General features: G+C 69.5%; 27 protein-coding genes and 2 tRNA genes. 12 read left to right on the top strand and 17 right to left on the bottom strand.

The features are described 5' to 3' along the window. Positions 1-81: 81 nt before the first annotated feature. Positions 82-669 carry a single-stranded DNA-binding protein gene (ssb, locus tag VHB92_RS10085; RefSeq protein WP_325453615.1) on the bottom strand — a complete coding sequence of 196 codons (588 nt, stop codon included), beginning with the start codon at positions 667-669 and terminating at the stop codon, positions 82-84. Positions 670-874: 205 nt separating this feature from the next. Here ssb and VHB92_RS10080 point away from each other — a divergent pair, with 205 nt between their 5' ends. Next, the gene (locus tag VHB92_RS10080; protein ID WP_325453614.1) at positions 875-1,882 is read left to right on the top strand and encodes an aldo/keto reductase; all 1,008 of its coding nucleotides are present in this window, start codon (positions 875-877) and stop codon (positions 1,880-1,882) included. A 96-nt stretch (positions 1,883-1,978) separates the two neighbouring features. Beyond that, positions 1,979-2,707 carry a hypothetical protein gene (locus tag VHB92_RS10075; protein WP_325453613.1) on the top strand — a complete coding sequence of 243 codons (729 nt, stop codon included), beginning with the start codon at positions 1,979-1,981 and terminating at the stop codon, positions 2,705-2,707. Between the two features lie 149 nt (positions 2,708-2,856). Here VHB92_RS10075 and nadE read toward each other — a convergent pair whose 3' ends face one another. From nadE to VHB92_RS10050, 5 genes are all read right to left on the bottom strand, one after another. Continuing rightward, positions 2,857-3,693, bottom strand: coding sequence for an ammonia-dependent NAD(+) synthetase (nadE, locus tag VHB92_RS10070; RefSeq protein ID WP_325453612.1), 837 nt, complete (start codon positions 3,691-3,693; stop codon positions 2,857-2,859). 54 nt (positions 3,694-3,747) lie between these two features. Then, on the bottom strand, positions 3,748-3,906 hold the full coding sequence (locus VHB92_RS10065) for a hypothetical protein (protein WP_325453611.1): 159 nt from the start codon (positions 3,904-3,906) through the stop codon (positions 3,748-3,750). Between the two features lie 3 nt (positions 3,907-3,909). Continuing rightward, positions 3,910-4,362 (bottom strand): hypothetical protein, encoded by a 453-nt coding sequence (locus VHB92_RS10060; RefSeq protein ID WP_325453610.1) that lies wholly within the window; start codon positions 4,360-4,362, stop codon positions 3,910-3,912. 204 nt (positions 4,363-4,566) lie between these two features. Continuing rightward, positions 4,567-4,639, bottom strand: a tRNA-Arg gene (locus VHB92_RS10055). Between the two features lie 33 nt (positions 4,640-4,672). Then, positions 4,673-4,933 carry a thioredoxin family protein gene (locus VHB92_RS10050; RefSeq protein WP_325453609.1) on the bottom strand — a complete coding sequence of 87 codons (261 nt, stop codon included), beginning with the start codon at positions 4,931-4,933 and terminating at the stop codon, positions 4,673-4,675. Between the two features lie 76 nt (positions 4,934-5,009). On the opposite strand from VHB92_RS10050, the gene orn reads away from it, so the two are divergent. Further along, positions 5,010-5,630: an oligoribonuclease gene (orn, locus tag VHB92_RS10045; protein ID WP_325453608.1), complete on the top strand. Its 621-nt coding sequence runs from the start codon at positions 5,010-5,012 to the stop codon at positions 5,628-5,630. Positions 5,631-5,665: 35 nt separating this feature from the next. Continuing rightward, positions 5,666-5,738: transfer RNA gene (locus tag VHB92_RS10040), tRNA-His, on the top strand. A gap of 232 nt (positions 5,739-5,970) precedes the next feature. Here VHB92_RS10040 and VHB92_RS10035 read toward each other — a convergent pair. Next, on the bottom strand, positions 5,971-7,332 hold the full coding sequence (locus VHB92_RS10035) for a protein kinase domain-containing protein (protein ID WP_325453607.1): 1,362 nt from the start codon (positions 7,330-7,332) through the stop codon (positions 5,971-5,973). Between the two features lie 257 nt (positions 7,333-7,589). Here VHB92_RS10035 and VHB92_RS10030 point away from each other — a divergent pair, with 257 nt between their 5' ends. Next, the gene (locus VHB92_RS10030) at positions 7,590-7,937 is read left to right on the top strand and encodes a metallopeptidase family protein (protein ID WP_325453629.1); all 348 of its coding nucleotides are present in this window, start codon (positions 7,590-7,592) and stop codon (positions 7,935-7,937) included. A 13-nt stretch (positions 7,938-7,950) separates the two neighbouring features. On the opposite strand, the gene VHB92_RS10025 is transcribed toward VHB92_RS10030, so the two are convergent. The 5 genes from VHB92_RS10025 to VHB92_RS10005 form a co-directional block, all read right to left on the bottom strand. Continuing rightward, positions 7,951-8,211, bottom strand: a complete 261-nt coding sequence (locus VHB92_RS10025; protein WP_325453606.1) for a hypothetical protein — start codon at positions 8,209-8,211, stop codon at positions 7,951-7,953. A 66-nt stretch (positions 8,212-8,277) separates the two neighbouring features. After that, the gene (locus tag VHB92_RS10020; protein WP_325453605.1) at positions 8,278-8,850 is read right to left on the bottom strand and encodes an ATP-binding protein; all 573 of its coding nucleotides are present in this window, start codon (positions 8,848-8,850) and stop codon (positions 8,278-8,280) included. Then, positions 8,837-9,616: an energy-coupling factor transporter transmembrane component T gene (locus tag VHB92_RS10015; protein ID WP_325453604.1), complete on the bottom strand. Its 780-nt coding sequence runs from the start codon at positions 9,614-9,616 to the stop codon at positions 8,837-8,839. Before VHB92_RS10015 ends, VHB92_RS10020 begins: the two co-directional genes overlap by 14 nt. Beyond that, the gene (locus tag VHB92_RS10010) at positions 9,613-11,094 is read right to left on the bottom strand and encodes an ABC transporter ATP-binding protein (protein WP_325453603.1); all 1,482 of its coding nucleotides are present in this window, start codon (positions 11,092-11,094) and stop codon (positions 9,613-9,615) included. Before VHB92_RS10010 ends, VHB92_RS10015 begins: the two co-directional genes overlap by 4 nt. Beyond that, positions 11,091-11,711 carry an ECF transporter S component gene (locus VHB92_RS10005; RefSeq protein WP_325453602.1) on the bottom strand — a complete coding sequence of 207 codons (621 nt, stop codon included), beginning with the start codon at positions 11,709-11,711 and terminating at the stop codon, positions 11,091-11,093. Before VHB92_RS10005 ends, VHB92_RS10010 begins: the two co-directional genes overlap by 4 nt. 315 nt (positions 11,712-12,026) lie before the next feature. On the opposite strand from VHB92_RS10005, the gene VHB92_RS10000 reads away from it, so the two are divergent. After that, the gene (locus VHB92_RS10000) at positions 12,027-12,236 is read left to right on the top strand and encodes a hypothetical protein (RefSeq protein ID WP_325453601.1); all 210 of its coding nucleotides are present in this window, start codon (positions 12,027-12,029) and stop codon (positions 12,234-12,236) included. A gap of 69 nt (positions 12,237-12,305) precedes the next feature. On the opposite strand, the gene VHB92_RS09995 is transcribed toward VHB92_RS10000, so the two are convergent. Continuing rightward, positions 12,306-12,647: a hypothetical protein gene (locus tag VHB92_RS09995; RefSeq protein ID WP_325453600.1), complete on the bottom strand. Its 342-nt coding sequence runs from the start codon at positions 12,645-12,647 to the stop codon at positions 12,306-12,308. Between the two features lie 138 nt (positions 12,648-12,785). On the opposite strand from VHB92_RS09995, the gene VHB92_RS09990 reads away from it, so the two are divergent. Next, positions 12,786-13,706 carry an endonuclease/exonuclease/phosphatase family protein gene (locus tag VHB92_RS09990; protein WP_325453599.1) on the top strand — a complete coding sequence of 307 codons (921 nt, stop codon included), beginning with the start codon at positions 12,786-12,788 and terminating at the stop codon, positions 13,704-13,706. A gap of 99 nt (positions 13,707-13,805) precedes the next feature. Here VHB92_RS09990 and VHB92_RS09985 read toward each other — a convergent pair whose 3' ends face one another. Continuing rightward, positions 13,806-15,134 carry a DNA polymerase IV gene (locus VHB92_RS09985; RefSeq protein ID WP_325453598.1) on the bottom strand — a complete coding sequence of 443 codons (1,329 nt, stop codon included), beginning with the start codon at positions 15,132-15,134 and terminating at the stop codon, positions 13,806-13,808. 82 nt (positions 15,135-15,216) lie between these two features. Between VHB92_RS09985 and VHB92_RS09980 the strand changes: the two genes are divergently transcribed. Continuing rightward, on the top strand, positions 15,217-16,221 hold the full coding sequence (locus VHB92_RS09980) for an aldo/keto reductase family protein (RefSeq protein ID WP_325453597.1): 1,005 nt from the start codon (positions 15,217-15,219) through the stop codon (positions 16,219-16,221). A gap of 187 nt (positions 16,222-16,408) precedes the next feature. Here the strand turns inward: VHB92_RS09980 and VHB92_RS09975 are convergent, their stop codons facing one another. The 3 genes from VHB92_RS09975 to VHB92_RS09965 are packed head-to-tail and all read right to left on the bottom strand — an operon-like array spanning position 16,409 to position 17,829. Continuing rightward, the gene (locus VHB92_RS09975) at positions 16,409-17,059 is read right to left on the bottom strand and encodes a hypothetical protein (protein WP_325453596.1); all 651 of its coding nucleotides are present in this window, start codon (positions 17,057-17,059) and stop codon (positions 16,409-16,411) included. 51 nt (positions 17,060-17,110) lie between these two features. Next, positions 17,111-17,482, bottom strand: coding sequence for a gamma-glutamylcyclotransferase family protein (locus VHB92_RS09970; protein ID WP_325453595.1), 372 nt, complete (start codon positions 17,480-17,482; stop codon positions 17,111-17,113). Continuing rightward, entirely contained in the window at positions 17,479-17,829 is a 351-nt protein-coding gene (locus VHB92_RS09965; RefSeq protein WP_325453594.1) for a hypothetical protein, read from the bottom strand. The genes VHB92_RS09970 and VHB92_RS09965 overlap by 4 nt, the downstream gene beginning before the upstream one ends. An 85-nt stretch (positions 17,830-17,914) precedes the next feature. Between VHB92_RS09965 and VHB92_RS09960 the strand changes: the two genes are divergently transcribed. The 4 genes from VHB92_RS09960 to VHB92_RS09945 all read left to right on the top strand — a co-directional run bounded on the left by VHB92_RS09960 (position 17,915) and on the right by VHB92_RS09945 (position 21,926). Further along, positions 17,915-18,601: an SDR family oxidoreductase gene (locus tag VHB92_RS09960; protein ID WP_325453593.1), complete on the top strand. Its 687-nt coding sequence runs from the start codon at positions 17,915-17,917 to the stop codon at positions 18,599-18,601. Between the two features lie 34 nt (positions 18,602-18,635). After that, positions 18,636-19,379, top strand: a complete 744-nt coding sequence (locus VHB92_RS09955) for a TIGR03086 family metal-binding protein (protein ID WP_325453592.1) — start codon at positions 18,636-18,638, stop codon at positions 19,377-19,379. 94 nt (positions 19,380-19,473) lie between these two features. Further along, complete coding sequence (locus VHB92_RS09950) at positions 19,474-21,192, top strand: long-chain-fatty-acid--CoA ligase (RefSeq protein WP_325453591.1); 1,719 nt, start codon at positions 19,474-19,476, stop codon at positions 21,190-21,192. An 80-nt stretch (positions 21,193-21,272) separates the two neighbouring features. Further along, positions 21,273-21,926, top strand: a complete 654-nt coding sequence (locus VHB92_RS09945; RefSeq protein ID WP_325453590.1) for a DUF1345 domain-containing protein — start codon at positions 21,273-21,275, stop codon at positions 21,924-21,926. The last annotated feature ends 43 nt before the right edge of the window (positions 21,927-21,969 follow it).

Genomic DNA, 21,969 nt, shown 5'->3' with positions numbered 1-21,969 from the left:
AAGCACGACGACGCGCACAGCCTGCAGTCAGGCGCCAGCCGTTGCCGGTCGATGGTCGGCGCGAGTGAAGCACCGGATGCGTCAGAACGGCGGTTCTGCCATCGCGAACTCGGACGGTTCGGTCTGCGAAGGGTCGCTCCCCTCGTCGGCGGCATGCTCGTGCTCCGGGAGGTCCGTGGATGCGCTCTGGGCTCCGTCACCCTCCACTGCTCCGCCGCCGGGGAGTGCCCAGCCTCCCGAGTCGACGGCAGCAGCGGGCGTGGACTCCTGAACCTCGGTCTCACTCGGTTCCGCACCCTGCTGCACCGGTGCTGATGCGCTCCTGGTGTACGTCGTCGTGCCGAAGGTGAGGTCGTGGCCGATGCCGTCGGCGATGAGCTCGACGGCCGTTCCGCGGCGGCCGTCACGTTCCCACTCGTTCACACGCAGCCTGCCGGTGACGACGACGCGGTCGCCCTTGGACAGCGAACGCGATGAGTTCTCGGCGAGGCGCCGGAACGCGACGACGGTGTACCAGTTCGTCTCGCCGTTCTCCCAGCCGCTGGCCTCGCGGTTGAACTTGCGTTGCGTGGAGGCGAGACGGAACGTCAAGCGCGCGAGGCCGCTGCCGACGACGGCGAATACCGGCGGGGTCGCGACGAGGCCGGTCGCGGAGATGGTGTCAGGCATCCTCATGCCCTCCTTCGGTCGATGATGCACATGGATTCGATCGGCCGGCTCTGTGCTGCGACGGCCTCGTTCCACTGTGCTCGGACGCCAAGACACTGCGACTCCCGATCCGACGAATGGTGGACAGGAAGGGGACGTGAGACAGCTGTGGACGACGAGACGATCCGCAGCGACGGCGAAGGGGCCCGCTGAATAGCATTCAGACATGCCTTACGTTGCCGCCGACTACCGATACGACTCCATGACCTACCGCCGCACCGGACGCAGCGGCCTCGACCTGCCGGCCGTGTCTCTCGGCTTCTGGCAGAACTTCGGCGACGGCCGACCGCTCGACGTGCAGCGCGCCATCGTGCGCCGGGCTTTCGATCTCGGGGTCACCCATTTCGACCTCGCGAACAACTACGGTCCGCCTGCCGGCTCCGCCGAGCGGAATGTCGGTCGCATCCTGGCAGAGGATTTCGCCCCGTACCGTGACGAGATCGTCGTCTCGACGAAGGCCGGATATCACATGCATGCCGGCCCGTACGGCGAGTGGGGCTCGCGCAAGTATATGCTCTCCTCCCTCGACGCATCCTTGAAGCGGCTCGGGCTCGACTACGTCGACATCTACTACTCGCACCGTCCCGACCCTGAGACGCCCATCGAGGAGACCATGGGCGCGCTGGCCTCGGCCGTGCGGCAGGGCAAGGCGCTCTACGTCGGCATCTCCAACTACAGCCCCGAGCAGACGCGGGCCGCTGCCACCGCGCTGGAGGCTGAGGGTGTTCGGCTCTTGATCCACCAGCCCAGCTACTCGATGTTCAACCGGCATGTGGAGAACGGGCTGCTCGACGTGCTCGACGAACTCGGCATCGGCTCCATCGTGTTCTCACCCCTGCAGCAGGGGCTGCTGACGGATCGCTACCTGGGAGGCAGCGTTCCCGAGGACTCGCGAGCCGCCACCAGCGTGTTCCTGCGGCCGGAGAACATCACGGACGAGTATCTCGACCGGGCCCGGGCGCTGAACGAGATCGCCGCGTCACGGGGCCAGTCGCTCGCGCAACTCGCGCTGACCTGGGTGCTCAGGCATCCGCAGGTCACGAGCGCGCTGATCGGTGCGTCCAGCGTGGCGCAGCTGGAGCAGAACGTCGCGGCGGTGCACGCCGCCCCGCTGACCGACGACGAGCTGGCCGCCATCGAGCCGCTCGCCGTCGACGGCACCGGCCGGAGCTGATCGGCGCAGAGCGCGACGGACTCACGTCGGAGGGCAGTCGCCGAACCCCGGCATGGCTGCGCTGCGATCGCGTCGTGCGCGGGTAGTGTCCGCTGCATGCAGTGGTGGAATGACTTCTGGGAATGGCTCACCTCGCAGGACGCGCAACCGGTGATCTTCACCGCTGCCGTGCTGCTCGTCTCCATCATCGTCGCCGGGCTGCTGGCGGCGTGGATCGCCCGCGGCGCCATCAAGGGACTCCTCTCGCGTGCAGAGCGCGAGCAGAAGGCCGCCGCCGTCGCCGCCCTCGTGGATGCCGCCGTCGAGGCGTCGGTGTGGAACTCCCTGACGCCCGCAGAACAGGTGCTCTCCGACCGGTCCGTCGGGCAGGCGGACATCCTCGTGCGACTGCTTCCGCTGAAGGGAGCAGGCATCGCCGCCGACTGGGCTGCACATCAGCTGGCTGAGCTGAAGCGCAACTCGGCCACCTACGGCTACAGCCTGGAACCGGCGATCATCGAGTTCCGCGACCGGCTCGTGGAGTGGCAGAACAAGCCGCGGCGCGCGCGTCGGCTCTTCCTCGACGACCTCGAACGGTGGCGCTTCGAGCGCACGACGAGCGACTCGGCCGCATACGCCGACCAGGATGCCTGGGTGGCACGCCAGCACCATGAGCGGCACGCCTCGAGCACTTCCGCATCGTCCGAGAGCTCCGACGTGCCGGCAGCAGCGGGTGAAAGCGAAGCCGTCACCGACGAGACGGCCGTGCTCGACGACTACGCGGGCATCCCCAGCCCGGTCGGCGCGTACTCCTCCCGCAAGCCCACCGGCCTCGAAGAAGACTGACCGCCCGACCGCGATCGAGAGGTGAGGGCCGCCACGCGATGTGGCGGCCCTCACTGCGTCTTCGCCCGGGATGCGTGTCTTATCCGAGAGCATCGAAGCTCTCCGCGCAGGCCGGGCCGCGTCGCCGGCAGCGGTGCTGGCGCCTGGCGTCAGGCCGGGTCGGCCGCCCGCCACCAGGTGTCGAACGGCGTCGCCGGCAGGTTCCTCTTGTGCCGGGTCGCGAGGTATTTGGCCTCGATGACGTCGGCCACGCCATCCGCGACGTCCTGCCCCTGGAGGTAGGCGTCGATGTCCCGGTAGGCGATGCCGAGGTTGTCCTCATCCGTCTGGCCAGGAGTGTCGTCGAGCAGATCGGCCGTCGGGGACTTCTCGTACAGTCGCGCGGGAGCCCCGAGATGCTCGAGCAGCTGGCGACCCTGGCTCTTCGTCAGCCCGGTGAGCGGAGTGAGGTCGACACCGCCATCCCCATACTTCGTGTAGAAGCCCGTCACGGCCTCGGCGGCATGGTCCGTTCCCACCACGAGCAGCCCGCGCTGGCCCGCGATCGCGTACTGGGCGACCATGCGCATCCTCGCCTTCACGTTGCCCTTGGTGAAGTCCAGGATGGGCTGGCCCAGAGCGTCGCCGTACTCGTCCGCGACGCCGTCCACTCCGCGCTGCACGTTGAACGTGACGACCTGCTCCGGGGCGATGAATTCGAGCGCCAGCCTGGCGTCGGCCTCGTCGGCCTGCACGGCGTAGGGCAGCCGGACCGCGACGAATTCGGCATCGATTCCGGATGCTCGCAAGCGCTCCGTGGCGAGCTGGCACAGTTTGCCCGTGAGGGAGGAATCCTGGCCGCCGCTGATGCCGAGGACGAAGCCGTTCGCGTGCGAAGCCCGCGCGTAGTCGACCAGGAAGGCGACGCGCGCCTCCACCTCGGCTGCCGGTTCGATCGAGGATTTCACATTGAGCTCGCGGATGATCTCCGCCTGAAGTTCACGCATGTTCTGCACTTTATGCCCGGGATGTTTCGAGCACGCAACGGGTCGACATCGCCGTCACCGGCGCGCGGTGCCGTCGATCTGCACCGGGTAGCCGGCTCGGAGCGCTCCAACGGTGGACGGCGGGGTGATGACGGTCGCCGTGCCTGTTCGAGGACGGACGGTCGCCTGCCCGTATCCGTTCGAGGTCCATTCGACGAGGGCGTCGCCCAGCACGAGTCACGGCCTGCCTTCCCCGAGGACGAAGGCGCCATCCGGCAGCTCCGGGTACGCGAGCTCGTGCAGACGCCGGCGGTGGGTGCCAGGGTGCAGGCGCTCGTCGTGCAGGCGGTCATTGACCTGTGCCGCCGTCGGCCTCTGGCCGCCCGACGCGTCGGCCCAGGCATCCAGATAGGCGACGTAGGCCTTATGCCTGCACTCGGAGCACGGGCGATGTCCGGCCGCGAACGCCACGGCTTCGTCGTGGAAGAACAGGTACGTGTAGTGATGCGGCTGCCACTGAGGCTGCCAGCGACCGCGGAACTCGAGCTCGCAGACGATCCAGAGCTTGCCGGAATGGAAGCGCACGATCTCGTGCCCCTCATGCAGCTTGCCGCGGTTGCCGGTCCAGGCGCCACGCAGCGCTATCGCCACGACGTCGCCGGTCGGTGTCACCCGGTTGCCCTCAGGCATTCGTCCACCTTCCGCTCTCGGTGCTTCGATGGTCGCGGTGATGCTCGGGCCGCCGTGTTGCTTCGGCTCCGGTGCTGCTGCAGCGCCAGCGCGCGACCCGGGCCCCGCCGATGCGCACACGGGCGACCGATGGGCGATCTCACGCACCTGACGCCCGGCGCGAGGACACGTTCGGCCCTGAAGGCACCCAGGACCTGAAGCGAGCGCCCCCGGCAGGAATCGAACCTGCGACCAAGAGATTAGAAGGCTCCTGCTCTATCCGCTGAGCTACGGGGGCCGGGCAGGCATCTAGGCTACCGTAGGCGGCCGGTCAGACGGCTTTGGCTGCTGCCACGAGAACCTGCGCCAGGCTCGGCACTCCCTCTGCGCGGAACACCTCGTCGCCTGCCGCGTTCATCACGATGACCGTCGGTGTGGAACGGATGCCCGCGGCTTGCGCGCGCTCCTCGTTGCGCACCACGTCGAACTCCCGCACGGTGGCGTCGGGCACCAGCCGCTCCGCCTCCGCGAGCACTCCCCTGGTCTGCATGCAGGGTTCGCAGAACGCCGACGCGTACAGGTGCAGCTCCACAGTCCGCGAGTCTAGATGGCCGGGCACGAACAGCGGACGTGAGGATGCGTCGGGGCCCGCGGATAGACTTCACCGCATGCCGACAGCGAACGACGCCCTCGTGTGGATCGACTGCGAGATGACCGGACTCGACCTGGAGAAGGACGAGCTCGTCGAGATCGCGGTCGTGGTCACGGACTTCGACCTGGTGCCGCTCGACCCGGGGATCGACATCGTGATCAAGCCCGACCCGAGCGCGCTGGAGAACATGGGCGAGTTCGTGCGGCAGATGCACACGACCAGTGGGCTGATCGAAGAGATCCCGAACGGCACGAGCCTGGCGGAGGCCGAGTACGAGGTGATGGAGTACATCCTCCGGTTCGTGCCCAACGAGCAGAAGGCGCCGCTGGCAGGAAACTCGATCGGCACCGACCGGATGTTCCTGGCCAAGTTCATGCCGCGGCTCGACGCGCACCTGCACTACCGGAACGTGGACGTCTCGTCGATCAAGGAACTGGCGAGGCGCTGGTTCCCCAGGGTGTACTACCACGCACCCGCGAAGAACGGCGGCCACCGAGCGCTCGCCGACATCCGCGAGTCCATCAGGGAGCTGGAGTACTACCGCCGCGCCGTCTTCACGCCGGAACCAGGGCTGACCTCCGAGCAGTGCCAGGCGATCGCCGACGACGTGGTGAAAATCTGGGCCCCCCGCATGTAATACAATCGTGTGGTTGCCCGTGTGCGGGCGGCATGGTGGGTGTAGCTCAGTTGGTAGAGCGCCTGGTTGTGGTCCAGGAGGTCGCGGGTTCAAGCCCCGTCACTCACCCTCAGAGCGGGAGTCGCAGCGTGCGACAGCGACTGCAACCGCGGTTCCAGGAAACTCGGGGCGAAATCGCGCTTCTAGGAAGCTCTGCGCGAAATGGCGGCTCCAGGAATCCCAGCGCACGATCGCGTCAATGCGAGTCTCGGCGCGAGATCGCCTCTAGGTATCCCAGCGCAAGATCCCGCCTCTAGGGACCTCGGCTAGAAACCTCGTCGCGTCTCCGCGCGCTTCGCGTCTACTCTCGCGGCTCCGCCTTCTCGTCGGATGCGGCATCCGAGTCCCAGCCGAGCACGAGAGACGCCAGGCCGGCGAGATCGCGAAGCGTGTCCACGTGATCCTGGTCGATCCGGTGCGCGACGGAATCGGCGACGCACAGCGTGCCGATCACGGCACCGTCGGCCGAGTGGATGGGAACGCCCGCGTAGAACCGCAGCCCTGCCTCGCCCCTGACCAGTTCGTGGTCGCGCAGCCCGGGCTCGAGCGATGCGTCCTCGACGACGAGCGGCGAGCCGAGCGATGCCTCGCCCTGCGAGCAGATGTCCTCCCACCGGCCGGCGTCCGCGCCGCTCACGCCGTGATGCGACAGGAAACGAACCGAGTCGTCCATCGCGACGCTCAGCACGGAAACCGGCACGCCGAACGTGCGAGCCGCGATAGCCGTGATGCGGTGGAACGCGTGCTCGACGGTCGGCTCCGAGATGGCTGCGGCCGGCTCGGCGCGATGCCTGCTGCTCTCGCGGATCTCGAGCTGGCGGAGCGCCTCGACGAGCTCCCGGCCGACGGGACGATCGCGGGGATCCCGCGCCGTCATGGCGCGCAGGAGCATGCGCCACGCCTCCGGCAGGTCGTCGGGGATCGCCGGGTCGCCGTTCAGGCGCGCCAGAGCGGACTGCACGGGATTGCCGGGGAAGGCGAGCGTTCGCGTGTGGCACTCCAGCAGCACCAGGCCGAGCGCATACACGTCGCTGGCACCGGAGAGCGCGTCGCCGCGGGCCTGCTCGGGGCTCAGATAGGCCGCCGTGCCCGTCGTGACACCCTCCATCGTGGCGCGTTCCATGCCGTCCGCGAGAGCTATGCCGAAGTCGGTGAGCCGAGCACCCATCCGCCCGCTGTTCTCCTCGTCCGAGACGACGAGGATGTTGCCGGGCTTCAGATCGCGGTGGATGACACCGCGGGTGTGCACGTACTCCAGCGCTTCGGCGAGGTCGCATCCGATCTCCGCGATGTGCCGCAGTGACAGCGGTGCATCGTCGAGCCGGTGACGCAGGTCGATGCCGTCGACGCGCTCGAGCACCAGGTAGCGGTGCGGGATGCCGTCGGGGTCGGGCGCGATGCCCGCGTCGATGAGGGTCACGATCGCGTGATGACTGAGACCGGCGAGAACGTCGATCTCGGCTTCCTGGCGCGCTGAGTCCTCGCCGGAGATGGCGTGCTTGAACACCTTCACCGCGACCTCGCGACCGAGGTGCTCGTCGACGGCGCAGTAGACCACCGAGGTGCCGCCCTCGCCGAGGGTGCCGGTGATGGTGTAGCGCGAAGGCGGCTGGCCGCCTGCGGCTCGCGGAACACTGCGAAGGCCGCCGTCTGTGGTCCTCATGCCATCTGTCGAATGGCGACCGGTGCCTGTCGGCCCGGTGATGACGGCCGCACCTGAGCGCGCGGGAGAATGCGATGGGTTCATGAGGCCTCGTGTCGGGCTGGGTCCGAATGCTGTTTTCGGAGACGGTCCGGCGGGGGCCACCGGTCGGTCGAGTGTATCCTCTGCTCCTGCACGGGCCCCTGGGGCTTGACGCAGGATGACGAACGTGCATGCGGCGCCCTTCTCGGCCGGCTCATGGCACGCTGGTACGCGTGATGAGCATGCCGGCCGAGGAGTTCGAACGGCTCGTGGTGAGCGAGCTCGACGCGCTTCCCGACGACATGGTGGACGGTCTCGACAACGTGGCGTTCCTCGTCGAGGACCGGCCGGCCGACGGCTCGCTGGACCTGCTCGGCGAGTACGACGGCATCGCCCTCACCGAGCGCGACCGCTACGGCTTCGGCGAGATGCCCGACCGCATCGTCGTGTACCGGGAGCCGCTGCTCGCGCTCTGCTCAGACGAACGCGAGCTGCGGCGCGAGGTGCACATCACGCTCGTTCACGAGATCGCGCACTACTACGGGATCGACGACGCACAGCTGCACGAACTGGGATGGGCGTGACCGCGCCTTCTGCTCAGCGGGCCGGGTCGTCCTCGGGGTCGCTCTCGTACGGATCACTGTCCGGGGCATCGAACGTGTAGCGCACGTGCAGCTGCCCCTGGACCTCGCGGCTGTCGACCGCCTTGTACTCGAACTGCGACTCGATGCCGTCGATCGCGGCGTACGCGCTGACGGTCTCGTCGAACTCGCCGCCGATCAGGTACCGACGATCGACGGTTCCCGCCAGGGGCCCGTCCACGTACTCGACGATGTACTCGGCTGCAGACTCGCTCATGTCACAACGGTACCGCGACCAGGACGACCGGATGACCGCCGCCTTCCGGGCCTGATCCGATCGCTGTCACGACGTGGTCGTCGTGTCGATCACGAGATCGGCGAGCAGCCGAGGCCACTCGCGTCGCACGAAACGCTGCCACTGCCTCTCCCACCCGTCCCAGTGCGCGTCGAAGCCTCCGGCATCCCTCGCGAGCGCGCGACGCTTGCGCACGCCGTCGTCGGCGGTCAGCCAGACGCGGAGGTCGGCGAGCGGCGCCGCCCGCCGGCTGAGGCATCCGCAGCCCTCGACCACGAGCGGACTGCCGGCAGCGACCTCGTGCCATTCGGCGGGTTGCGATGCCGTCCAGTCCCATCGCCGCCAGCGCCCGATGCCGGTCACTCGCATCGGACCGAGCAGCTCGTCGTGCACGGCGGCCGAAGCGGCATCCAGGCCGTCCCATCCGGGGTACAGGTCGTCCATGCGCACGAGCCGCACGGTGGTATCCGGCCAGGACGCCACGACGCTGTCGGCGAAGGTGGACTTGCCTGCGCCGCTCGGACCGTCGATCAGCACGACGGGTGCCGAGGAACGATCGAGCGCCTGCCTCACGAGCGTGCGCGCATGCTGCGACAGGTCGACGCGGTCAGCCGATGACAAAGCGCCAGCTCCCGGTGAGCACGGAGACGGCGACGGCGAGCGCCGCGACCAGCACGCCGATGCCGAGCACCAGCCAGTCCCGTGCGGTGAATCGCGACGGTCTTGCCCAGGTGCGCCGGGCCGAGCTGCCGAACCCCCGCGCCTCCATGGCGGTCGCAAGCGAGCTCGCTCGCCGGATCGACAGCACGAACAGGGTGAACGCCTGACCCAGCGAACGGCGGACCGCTCCTCGTCCCGCGATCCCGCGCGCCCTCCTGGCATACCCGAGCGCCCGCCAGTCCTCGGCGAACAGCCCGAGCAGGCGGAACGCGGCCAGAGCCCCGAGCACGAACCTAGCGGGCAGTCGCAGCACCTGGGCGAGGCTGTCGGCGAGATCGGTCGGGTCGACCGTGAGGAACAGCAGCACGGCGGGGATCCCGACCGCCAGGATGCGCAGCGCCGTCGCGATCGCGAGCCGGATCGACCCGTCGCTCACCTCGACGAGCCACCAGTGCGCGTAGACCCGGCCGGACGACTGGCCGTACAGGAGCGTCGTGAGCCCGGCGAGAACCGCTGCGACGAGGATCGGGCTCACCCTGAGCAGCGCGGCTCCGAGCGGGAATCGCAGAAACCCGAGGAGCAAGCACTCGACCACCAGCGCCACGCCGGCGGAGACCTGATCGATGCTCGCCAGCAGCACGATCGCGATCGTGGACGCCGCGCCCAGCTTCGCGACGGGATTGACCGAGGCGAGACGCGTCGAGCGCAGAGGCTGCGTGAACGTCATGCCGCGCCCACCAACGGCGCTCCAGCGGTGAGCTCGCGGCGCTGTGCGGCAAGCACGCGGACGAGCTCCTCGTCGTGCGTCGCACACACGAGGGCGCTGCCGCCGTCGCGCAGCTCCGCGAGCAGGCCGACGAGCTCGCCCCACGTGACGGCATCCTGTCCGAACGTCGGCTCGTCGAGCACGAGCATCCGCGGAGCGGTCACGATGGCCGTCGCTACGGACAACCGGCGCTTCTGGCCGCCGGAGAGCGTGAACGGGTTGGCGCGGGCGAGCGAGTCGAGACGCAGCCTCGCGAGCACATCGTCGATCACGGCATCGGTCTGGCGGCGGCGGATGCCTGCAGCGCGTGGCCCGACGGCAAGTTCGTCCCGTACGGTCGCGGCGACGAACTGATGCTCCGGGTTCTGGAACACCGAGCCGATACGGCTGACGAGCGCGGACGAGCGCCATGCGAACGGCGATGCGCCGAGACCTGCCCTGAGTTCCTCGGATGCCGTGAGCGTTCCTGAGACCGGCGGCAGGAGCCCGCCGAGCGCGAGCGCGAGGGTGCTCTTGCCCGCGCCGTTCACACCGGTCAGAGCCAGTGCCGTGCCCGCACGCACCGTGATGTCCCCCACGGGGATCCGCGGTCCGCGGGGACGCGCCACGGTCAGCCCCTCGCCGGACAGCAGCGCGGCTCCCTGCGCCGTCGGCTCTCGGCGCGCGGGCGCGGAACGGTGGGGCAGCCACACGCCCGCCGCTCTCAGTTCCCGCGCGCTGTCATCGAACACCCGGTCGGGTGCTCCGTCGGCCAGGACACCGCCCGCCCCGTCGAGCACGACCACCCGGTCGACGAGCTCGAGCCAGACATCCACCCGGTGCTCGACCACGATCAGGGTCGCTCCGGTCGCCTCCAACGCGGACGCCACGGCGTCGCGCACCTCGACCACGCCGTCCGGATCCAGGTTCGCCGTCGGTTCGTCGAGCAGCAGCACCCCGGGCTGCATGGCGAGGATGCCTGCGAGCGCCAGTCGCTGCTTCTGGCCGCCGCTGAGGGCCGACGTGGCATGGCTCAGGTCCACGTCGAGCCGCACGGCGTCGAGGGCCGCCCGCACTCTGGGCCAGATCTGCTCGCGCGGCACGCCGATGTTCTCGCAGGCGAACGCCACATCGTCGCCCACCCTGGCGAGCACGGTCTGCGTCTCCGGATCCTGCAGTACGAGTCCCGCCCTGCCACGAACGGCCGACGGCGCTTCGCCGTCGAGCAGCAGCCGACCTTCCGACTCTCCGTCGTCGTCACCGCCGAGCACACCCGCGATCCCGCCGAGGAGCGTGCTCTTGCCGGAGCCCGATCCGCCGAGCAGCAGGATGCGCTCCCCCGGCTGCACATCGAGGTCGAGCCCTCGAACCGCCCACGCTGCACGACCGGCATGACGCCAGCCCCAGCCGGCGGCGTGGATTCCGGCCGGCCGCTGCTGAAAGCGCGTTCGCCCGGTCACACCCGCTCCGACACCTCGCGCCCCGCACCGAATCTGCTGAGGGCCCCGGTCCTGGCCAGCCCGCGCACGATGGCCCAGGAGCCGAGCCCGCCGATCACCGCGCCGGAGACGATCGTGCCGGCCGCGTACACGACGGCGAAGGACGCCTTCGCGCCCGGGTACCACACGAGCAGGTCGAGGACGGACTCACCGACGCCGGCGCCCGCGCCGGCCAGGAGAGCGACCAGCCAGTTCCAGCGCGCGTACAGCACGAGTGCGAAGACCAGTTCGGCGCCCGCGCCCTGCACCAGCCCGGACAGCAGCGTGAGCGGGCCCCACTGGGTGCCAATGAGGGCGGAGACCGTCGCTGCGACGAGCTCGGTGAAGAGCGCGGCCCCCGGCTTGCGCACGACCAGTCCGCCGAGCACGCCCGCGAACAGCCAGGGTCCGTTGATGATGCCCTGCAGGCCGGGAAGGGCCGCGGTGATGGGTGCGCCGACCGGGTTGGATGCCTGATCCCATACCCAGAAGACGAGACCCGCGACGACGGCGAGGACGGCGGCGACGACGATGTCGACGACGCGCCAGCGGAAGACGCGTCGGCCGGAGCCGACGGCGGTGGTGATGGTGGCGTGCACTATTCGTGCCCTTTCGTTCCAGGAAACGTGGGCACGGGTGGATGCCTCGCACGGTGCGAAGCGCCCCAGAGATGGCCTTCCTGCGCTGGCATGATCCAGATCAGGTTCGACGGTCGAAGGTTGGAGTACCTTCCTCTCAGCCCGGCTCACCGGACTCCCGTGTTCGAGTCCCGATTATAGCGAGGGGCCCGCGTGACCGAGGCCCCCGCGGGTGCACGCGCACCGGGAGCGTCAGAGGTGCCCGCGGAGAGCGCGTAGTGTTGACCCAGGTCTCAGACGGTCGGTGTCGGCCAGGCGAAAGCGAGGAGGCAGCGGATGCTCATCATGTGGGTGCTGCTCGTCGTCGCGCTGGCGTTCGTGCTGATGCTGCGCCTGCTCATCATGCGGCAGCGCAAGTTCGAGCGAATCCTCGCCGAACGCCGTGCCGAGGCTGCTCGTCTCGCCGCCGCCAGGGCGGCACACGAGGCGGCAGCGCGCAGGGCGCGAGAGCTCGAGTCGGGCAGCGGAATCGACGCCGGCGCGTAGAGCCGACGGCCGCCTCGACGCCTGCGCGACAGCGGCTTCAGATCTTGCGCGGAGCCGCCACGCCCGCGCTCAGCGTCGACGCCGGCGCAGAGCTTTGAAGACGAGCGCGATCCCCCTCGTGGCCACCCACGCGAACGGAATGGCGACGGCGAGCAGGGCGATGGGGTTCGGCTCGAATCGCACGCCGGTCTTGTCTTTGATGTAGGCGCCGATCGGCACGCTCGCGCCGCCACCGCCTCCCCCTGACCCGAGAGCGGGCTCCTGCGGGCCCTCTCCCCCGCCGAACCCGAACCACGCCAGGGCGACCGGAATGACCGTCACGTCATCGAGCGTCACCGGCTCGCCGTACGCCGTGCGCACGCCTGCGGTCGATTTCACGGAGTCAGCGAGCCTCAGCACGAAGTCAGCCATGCTGCAACGCTACCCGTGAGTGGCAGGGCGTGACCAGGGCTCAGGCGACGAGGACGGCCGGGCCGGGGCACGCCATCGCGGCGCATCCTCACGGCGGATACCGATCTTCGTGCGCGGGGGCCAGGCCATAATCGACGGATGCCCACCCGCCGACGCCGCTCCTCCGGATCGGGGGTCGTCGTCGGCATCCTCGGCCTGCTGACCGCCGCGGTGCTGGTTGCGCATTCGGCCATCCCGGATGCCGGCGGCTACGTCTCGCTGCTCGAGACGTTCCTGCCCTGGCTGTGGGTCGCCATCGCCGTGCTGCTGCTCGCGGCGCTCATCATCCGCCGATCGGGGTTCGCCTGGATCGGAACGCTGGTCGCCGCGGCTGTGTGGCTCGTGCTGTTCGTGCCGACTCTGCTGCCGCACCACGGGACCGGGCAGGCCAGCCTGCGCGTGGTGAGCGAGAACATCGATGCCGACAACCCCGACCCTCAGGCCACGATCGAGTCGCTCCTGACCCGCGGCGCCGACGTCGTGGCCCTGCAGGAGCTCGACGGCCGATCCCGGCCGCTCGCCGAGCACACGCTCGCCTCGGCGTATCCGCACAGCTACGTCGTCGGCACGATCGGGCTGTGGAGCAAGACCCCGCTGAGCGAGGGCAAGCCGCTGGAGCTCGGGCTCGGCTGGAACCGCGCCCTCAGCGTTCTGGTCTCCACCCCGGGCGGCCCGGTGCGCGTCGTCGAGGTGCACATGGCATCCGTGCGGCCTGGCGAATACCGGCAGCGGGACACGATGCTCTCCTCGCTCGCCGGCGTGTTGTCCGAGGATCGCGACCCGCGTGCCCTCGTGGTCGGCGACTTCAACTCGGCCTCGACCGATCGCGAGTTCCAGCAGCTGGAGACCACGGTGTCCGAATCCCCGACGACCACCTTCGGATTCGGATACACCTGGCCGGCATCGTTCCCGTTCGCTCGCGTCGACCACGTGCTGACCCGAGGGTTCTCCACCGCGTCGAGCACGGTTCTGCCTGCCAACGGCAGCGACCACAGGGCGATCGACGTCGCGCTTCGGTGAGCGGACGGCGACGTCTCGTGCCCGCCGTCGCCGCGCGGCCGGGCGTCGCCGCGTCCCGGGAGTCGTTTCCAGCGGCCGCGAGGTCTCCGCCCGGCCCCCCTACGGGTCGGATGCCTGCCGACCCGGTTCGCCTCGCGTCTCGCGTCTGCGAGGACCAGACTTGTCGTCCCTCTCCCGGATGACGCGCGCGTTAGCCGTGTCGCCGACGCGACGCGGCTGCGTCCCGACCAGCGCGGCGGATGTCACGGCCCCGGCGCCGAACTTCGCCGCGACCCGGTCGATCGCGTGCTCGGCATCGCGCCAGTCCTCGTCGGGGTCCCACAGCGCAGGGGCTCCCGAGCCGTCGGGCAGAACCTGCTCGGCGCGCACCCCGAGAAGCCGGATCGCGTCGGAGGGCAGCAGCGCCGACTCGAGCAGCGTCACGGCCTCCTCGTAGATGCGGCGCCCGACGTTCGTCGGATCGCCGAGCGTGCGCGAACGGGAGATGGTGCGGAAGTCGGCGTACCGCAGCTTGAGGGCGACCGTACGGGCCGTCAGTCGATGCGAGCGCAGCCGGGCGGCCACCTGGGTGGAGAGCCGGAGCAGCTCGCGTCTCAGCACGGCGGCATCCGTCACGTCGTGCTCGAACGTCTGCTCGTGCCCGATGCTCTTCTCCCGCGACTCCGGCTCGACGGACCGCGGATCCACACCGTTGGCCAGCTCGTGCAGCCGCACGCCCGACGCGTCGCCCACCCAGCGGCGCAGCACATCGAGGGGCGTCCCGGCCACATCGCCGACCGTACGGAGCCCGTAACGGTGCAGCGTCTCCTGTGTGGACGGGCCGACACCCCACAACGCGCCGATCGGCAGCGGATGCAGGAACGACAGCGTCTCGTCGACCGGGATGACGAGCATGCCGTCGGGCTTGGCCTTCGTCGAGGCGAGCTTCGCCATGAACTTCGTGCCTGCGACCCCGACGGAGCACGTGAGCCCGGTCTCCGCCTGCACCCTGCTCCGGATGCCTGCCCCGATCGTCGACGGCGATCCGAGCAGTCGCACGGCCCCCGAGACATCCAGGAACGCCTCGTCGATGCTCACCTGTTCCACCAGCGGCGTGACATCGCCGAGGATCGACAGCACTCGGGACGAATAGTGCGCGTACTTGTCGAAGTGCGGCTCCAGCACGACGGCGTCCGGGCACAGCCGAAGAGCCTGTGCGACGGGCATGGCGCTGCGCACGCCCGCCAGCCTGGCCTCGTAGGTCGCGCTCGAGACGACGGATCGTCCGGATGCGTGCCCGACGATGGCGGGCCTGCCGCGGAGCTCCGGATGGTCGAGCAGCTCGACGGAGGCGTAGAACGCATCCATGTCCACGTGCAGCTTCGTCGCGCCCGTGTCGTCGACGGGCCCGACGGTGACCTGCCTGTCCCTTCCGTCGCCGCGTCCCACGGCACCAGTGTCGCATCCTCGTCCGACACCGTCCCGGCGGAAGACGACCACGCGCACGGTGCAGGCCGGATAGCGTTATCCCATGGATTTCAGGTACCTCGGCAACAGCGGACTCAAGATCTCCGAGATCATCTACGGCAACTGGCTGACCCACGGCTCCCAGGTGGAGAACGACACGGCGACGGCGTCGGTGCACGCGGCACTGGATGCCGGCATCACGACGTTCGACACGGCGGACGCGTACGCGAACACCGCAGCGGAGACGGTGCTGGGCGACGCGCTGAAAGGCCAGCGTCGTCAGTCTCTGGAGATCTTCACCAAGGTGTACTGGCCGACCGGCCCCGGCGGTCACAACGACACCGGTCTCAGCCGCAAGCACATCATGGAGTCGATCGACGGCTCGCTGCAGCGTCTCGGAACGGACTACGTCGACCTCTACCAGGCGCACCGGTACGACTACGAGACGCCGCTCGAGGAGACGATGCAGGCGTTCGCCGATCTCGTACGGGCCGGAAAGGTGCTGTACGTGGGCGTCAGCGAGTGGACCGCTGAGCAGCTGCGTGCCGGTCACGCGCTCGCGACGGAGCTCGGCCTCCAGCTCATCTCGAACCAGCCGCAGTACTCCATGCTGTGGCGGGTGATCGAAGCGGAGGTGGTTCCCGCGTCGACCGAGCTGGGCATCTCCCAGATCGTCTGGTCGCCGGTTGCGCAGGGCGTGCTGACCGGCAAGTACAAGCCCGGCGCGGAGTTCCCGGAGGGCAGCCGGGCGACGGACGACAAGGGCGGCGCGAACGCGATCAAGCGCTTCCTCGACGACGACGTGCTGGCGGCGGTGCAGAACCTGCAGCCGATCGCGGACGAGGCGGGGCTGACGCTGGCCCAGCTCGCCGTTGCCTGGGTGCTGCAGAACCCCAACGTGGCAGGTGCCATCGTCGGCGCCTCGCGTCCCGAGCAGGTCGCCTCCAACGCGAAGGCCGCCGGAGTCAAGCTGGACGCGGAGACGCTCACCCGCATCGACGAGGTGATCCTGCCGGTTGCGGAGACCGACCCGTCGCACACCAAGTCGCCGGAGACGCGAGTCGCCTGACCGCCGACCCGGCCCTCTCCGGGCCGGTGGTCCGCGTCGGCGGGGCCGCCTGACCGGAGAGGGCGGGCAGGGCGACCTCGCCCCCTCTGCGCCCGAGTCCTGTCACCCAAGCGCGGCGCGCCGCGCCCGCCTTCGGAGCCAGTGCGGTTCAGCGCGCGATCCGGCGACGGCCGTTCGCGCGGAAGTCTCAGACGAGGGCCGCGACGAGCGGCGCCAGCCAGCGCCGGAACGCCTCGTGGTCGTCGCGCAGACTCCAGCTGATCACCACGGTGTCGGGACCGACGACCCAGGCGCCCGGTTCCGCGAGCGGCAATGCCTCGATGTCGAGGCGGAACGAGCCGGCCTGCCGTCGCAGCTCGTGCTCGCGCCCGCGCACGATGTCGACGATGTCGGCCGAGTACTCGAGCCTGTGCGCGCGGTCGTCGTCGACGTACTCGGCGCGGCGTTCCTTCGCCCACGCGATGGCATCCTCGACGCGTTCGATCACCAGGTCTTGCAGCGCGATCTCACGGTCGAACTCGGCGAAGTGCGGAGGCACGAACGCCGTGCTCCACGATGCGACGGCGTTGGCATGCACGACCGCCCTGCGCCACCAGCGCGTCCATTCCTCGCCCAGTTGAGCAAGCGCCGCCGGTGCCGTGGCTTCCCATCCGGTCGAAGCGGCCTTGGCCAGCACGCGGTGCGAGGCAGGCTCGCGCTGCACGGCGGGCACCACCGCGGGGAGCACAGGGTCGCCCACGCCTTCGAGCCCGGCGAGGTCGCGCAGGCACAGACCGATCAGCAGGTCGAACGGGCAGTCTTCCGTGACCCGCCATCGAAGTGTGCCCTCGACGAGCATGAGAAAAGCATAGATTCCCGCCCGTAAGACGGATACGGGATTGACAGCGAATCAGCTCGGATCCGCGCATGCGGAAGCTCCCGCGCCCGCGGCATCCACGTACAGCCAGGCCGTCTCCCCCGAGGTGAGCCGGACGGCGATGCGGGCATAGTCATCCACCTCGTACCTGTCGGCGGCGGCGAGGTCGTCGTCGGTCAGCTCCAGCACGACGCCCTCCACGAGGTCGCTCGGATTCCCCGTCGCCCTGGCGAACGGATGCTCGGCGCTTCCGCTCAGCTCGACGACATGCGGATCGGTGATCGCGACCGTGTCGAGCACGTAGCCGGGCAGGAGAGCGCGGCGCACAGGCATCCTCCTGCCAAACGTGGCCTCCTGCACGGCGGCAAGTTGCAGCGTTCCGTAGGAGAACAGCAGGTGCGTCACGATCCGGCACCGCGGTCGTCGGCCTGCCCGTCGAACCCCTCGGCGACGGGCGCCGTCATGAGCAGGTACTCCGGGATGTTCGCCCGCTCCACCGGCCCCGTTCCGTCCGCCCGGAACTGCGGCTCGTCGAAGGCCACCGTCCACACCCTGCCGGACAGGGCCTCCACCTCGAAGGCGCCGTGCGCCAGCGAGGATGCGCTGGCCACGATCACGCCGGTCGGATCGCCGACCCAGCCCTTGGGCCCCTGACGTTCGTCGTCGATGACGTGCACCTGTACGCCGACGCCGAAGGAGCCCTCGGCGTCGACCTGATCGCTCTTGTCCCGTCGCCTCCACACGCGTGCCATTGTCCCATCCGCCGTTACTCCCGCCACGTCCTCCGGCGGACGGCCTGCGCCTGCGCGCGACGGCAAGGGAGAGCATGATGGGTACATGACACGCGTGGCGATCATCGGTGCACATGGCAAGGTGGCGCAGCAGCTCATGCGAGTGCTGTACGACGAGGGCGACGACTTCATCGGGGTCGTACGGAACGAGGACCACGCCGACGACATCTACCGGTTCGGCGGCGAGGGCGTGCTGCTCGACATCGAGCAGGCGCAGGCCGACGACCTCGCGCACGCCATCGAAGGCGTCGACGCGGTCGTGTTCGCCGCCGGTGCTGGACCGGGCTCGGGCCCGCAGCGCAAGACGACGGTCGACTTCGAGGGATCGGTGAAGTCGCAGAAGGCGGCGCAGGCTGCCGGCGTGCGCCGGTTCATCCAGGTCTCCGCCATGGGCGTCGACGACCCGGTGCAGGATGGCTCTGACGAGTCCTGGACGGCGTATGTCGCGGCGAAACGCGACGCGGATGCCGAACTGCGCGGGAGCGGACTGGACTGGACCATCATCCGGCCCGGCTCCCTCACGCTCGACGACGGCACGGGCCTCGTCGAGGTGGGCGGGCGGCTGCAGCGCGGATCGATCCCGCGCGAGGATGTCGCCCGGGTGATCTCCGCCGCCCTGCGCACCCCCGCCACCGTGCATGCCCAGTTCGATGTGATCTCCGGGCAGACGCCCATCGACGTGGCCGTTGCCGGCGTGGCACCGGGGTCGAACGGCCCGGCGTCCGACGACTGACGGCGGCAACCGAGACGGAGTGGGCGGAGCAGGAATGAACGAGCGCGATCCCCGGTTCTGGAACACGCACGATGAAGCGCTGCGCGACAGCGCAGAGAACCCGAACAGACGAGAGCCGAACGACAGGGAGGGGCACGCCGCCGGATCGTCCAGCGCCGGCGACGCGGATGCCGCTGCTTCCGACGTGACCGAGAAGAAAGGCCACAAGATGACATTCGCCGACTGGCTTCACGTTCAGAAACAGGCGCACGCGGCCTTCAGCGAGCGTCTCGAGCTGGTGAGCGACTGGAGCGCGCCGACGCCCGACACCGACTGGGACGTCGCCGCGCTCGTCCGGCACGTGATCGAGGAGCAGCAGTGGGTGCCGCTGCTTCTGGCAGGACGCACGGTCGGGGAGGCGCGCTCGAGGCTTCAGCCGCTGAGCGACGACCTCGCCGCCGAGTGGCGCCGCTACTCCGCGGCCGCGACCCAGGCATGGGCGGCGGTCGATCCCGATGCCCGGGTGAACCTGTCGTACGACCGAGTGCCGGCGAGCGCGTATCTGCGAGAGCAGGCATCCGACGTCATCGTGCACACCTGGGACCTCGCGAGGGCCGTCGGGGCAGACGAAGATCTCGGTGAGACGCTCGTCGCCGCCGCATGGACGGTGTTCGAGCCCCAGAAAGACACCCTGGAGGCCAGCGGTCTGTTCGAGTCGCCCGTGCCCATCGACGAGAATGCCCCGCTGCAGTCGCGGCTTCTCGCACTGACCGGGCGTGACGACCGCGTCGCGGCCTGACCCCGACCGTAGAGGCGGTCGCACCCGGTGAAGGGCGACGCCTCGGCGCGCCTTCGTCCTGCGAGCGCCGGCCGTGCGCACCTACGCTGTGAGCATGAGCGATTCCGCCGAACGCCCGTGGCTGTCCAGCTATGCGGAGGGCGTTCCCGCTGAGATCGAGGCTCCTCGGGGTGCGCTGCCGCACCTCATCGAGGAGTCCGTCGCAGCGTACGCCGACCATGTCGCCTTGGAGTTCTTCGGCAAGACGACCACGTATCGGCAGCTCGGGGAGGCGATCGACCGCGTCGCGGGCGGACTCGCGGCGCTCGGAGTCAAGGCGGGCGACCGGGTGGCGCTCGTGCTGCCGAACTGCCCGCAGCACGTGGTCGCGTTCTACGCGGTGCTGCGTCTCGGGGCCGTCGTCGTCGAGCACAACCCGCTGTACACGCCGCGTGAGATGCGCCACCAGTTCGAGGACCACGGGGCGACGGTGGCGATCGCGTGGACCAACGTGGTCGCGACCCTGCAGGACCTGCCTGACGACATCGGGCTGAGACGCATCGTCGCGGTCGACATCGTGGAGGCGATGCCCGCGAGGATCCGCTTCGCGCTTCGGCTCCCGCTGAAGAAGGCGCGCCAGTCGCGTGAGCGGCTGCGGGCCAGGGTGAGCGACGTCGTGAGGTGGAGGTCGCTGTCGCAAGCCGAACCCGTGCCGGCGGCCGTGCCCCGTCCCGAGGTCGACGACCTCGCCCTCATCCAGTACACGAGCGGAACGACCGGCTCGCCCAAGGGCGTCATGCTCAGTCACGCGAACCTGGTGGCCAACGCCGCGCAGGCACGCGCCTGGATTCCCACCGTGCCTCGCGGCACATCCGTCGTCTATGCCGTGCTGCCGCTGTTCCATGCCTACGGCCTCACCCTCTGCCTCACGTTCGCCATGAGCATGGGTGCGAGGCTGGTGCTGTTCCCCTCGTTCGACCCCGACATGGTGCTGCAGGTGGTGCGCAAGCGGCCGCCCACGTTCCTGCCCGCCGTGCCGCCGATCTACGAACGTCTGGTCGCGGCGGCGAAGAAGAGGGACGTGCCGCTGGCGGGCATCCGGATCGCGATCTCGGGGGCGATGAGCCTGCCGCAGAGCATCGTCGACCTGTGGGAGAAGGAGACGGGCGGGTATCTCGTCGAAGGATACGGGCTGAGCGAGACCTCCCCCGTGCTGATGGCGAATCCCGTCGGGTCCACGCGGAAGGCAGGCACCGTCGGACTGCCGCTGCCCAGCACGGACATCAGGGTGGTCGACCCCGACGACCGGGATCGGGTGCTTCCGTTCGGTGAAGCCGGTGAGCTTCAGGCGCGAGGGCCGCAGGTGTTCCGCGGCTACTGGCGCAAACCCGAGGAGACGTCGAAGGTGCTGGATGCCGACGGCTGGTTCCGCACCGGCGACGTCGTCACCATGGACGAGCAGGGCTTCGTGCGCATCGTCGACCGCATCAAGGAGCTCATCATCACCGGCGGCTTCAACGTCTCGCCGACCGAGGTCGAGGAGGAGCTCAGGGCGTGCGACGGTGTCGCGGACGTCTGCGTGGTGGGGCTGCCGCATGCTCGCGGTGGCGAAGACGTGGTGGCGGTCGTGATCATGAAGCCGGGCGCACCGTTCGACGAGGCGGCCATCCGCGCCTACGCTCGCTCGGCGATGACGCCGTACAAGGTTCCTCGCCGGGTCTTCCAGGTCGACGAGCTGCCGCGCTCCATGGTGGGCAAGGTGCTGCGTCGCAAGGTGGTGGAGCAGCTGACCGCGCGACTCGAGTCGGACCCTCCCGCCCGCTCGTCGAGCTGACCTGCCGGCGCCGGCGAGCCTCGCGCGTTGCGCGGCGCGCCGAGCACAGACGATCGTGTGCGCGATGACACCATGATGCCGTGGCAGCCAAGCTCGACCCGAACGGTCGCAACCGCTCGACGGACCGGTTCATCGTCATGCTCATCGTCGGGGTCGTCGTGGGCACGGCCATCGGACTGACCGGTTCCTGGTGGTACGCGGCAGTCGGCGGATGGGCTGCCGCCTGCGCCGTCTACATCGCCTGGGTGTGGCTCGTGATCGGGCGTTTCGACGGCGCGACGACGAGACTGCACGCCACGCGCGAGGACCCTCGCAGCGGGATGAGCGAACTGCTCATCCTGCTCATCGCGGTGGCGAGCCTGTTCGCGGTCGCCGTGCTGCTCGTGCACACGAGCAAGACGCACGGCGTGGCGCAGGGCGCCGGAGCGGCAGCGGCGGTGCTCAGCGTCGGACTCTCCTGGACATTGCTGCACACGCTGTACACGCTGCGTTACGCGCGCATCTACTACACGGAGCCGGTCGGCGGCATCGACTTCAACAACGACGAGGACCCGCGCTATGTGGACTTCGCGTACCTGTCCTTCGATCTGGGCATGACGTTCCAGGTCTCGGACACGACCATCAGGACGACGCAGCTGCGCTCCGTGATCCTCCGCCACACGCTGCTCTCGTACGTGTTCGGATCGGTGGTGCTCGCCTCGACCGTCAACCTGGTGGCGGGGCTCACGCTCTGACTCGACTTCTCATCGCACGGCGGAACCCGCCACCGAGCCGGCG

The organism is Humibacter sp., assembly GCF_035547335.1.
GTDB lineage: Bacteria > Actinomycetota > Actinomycetes > Actinomycetales > Microbacteriaceae > Humibacter.
Note: the sequence above shows the minus strand (reverse complement) of the source record. Positions and strands in the feature narration are given on the sequence as shown.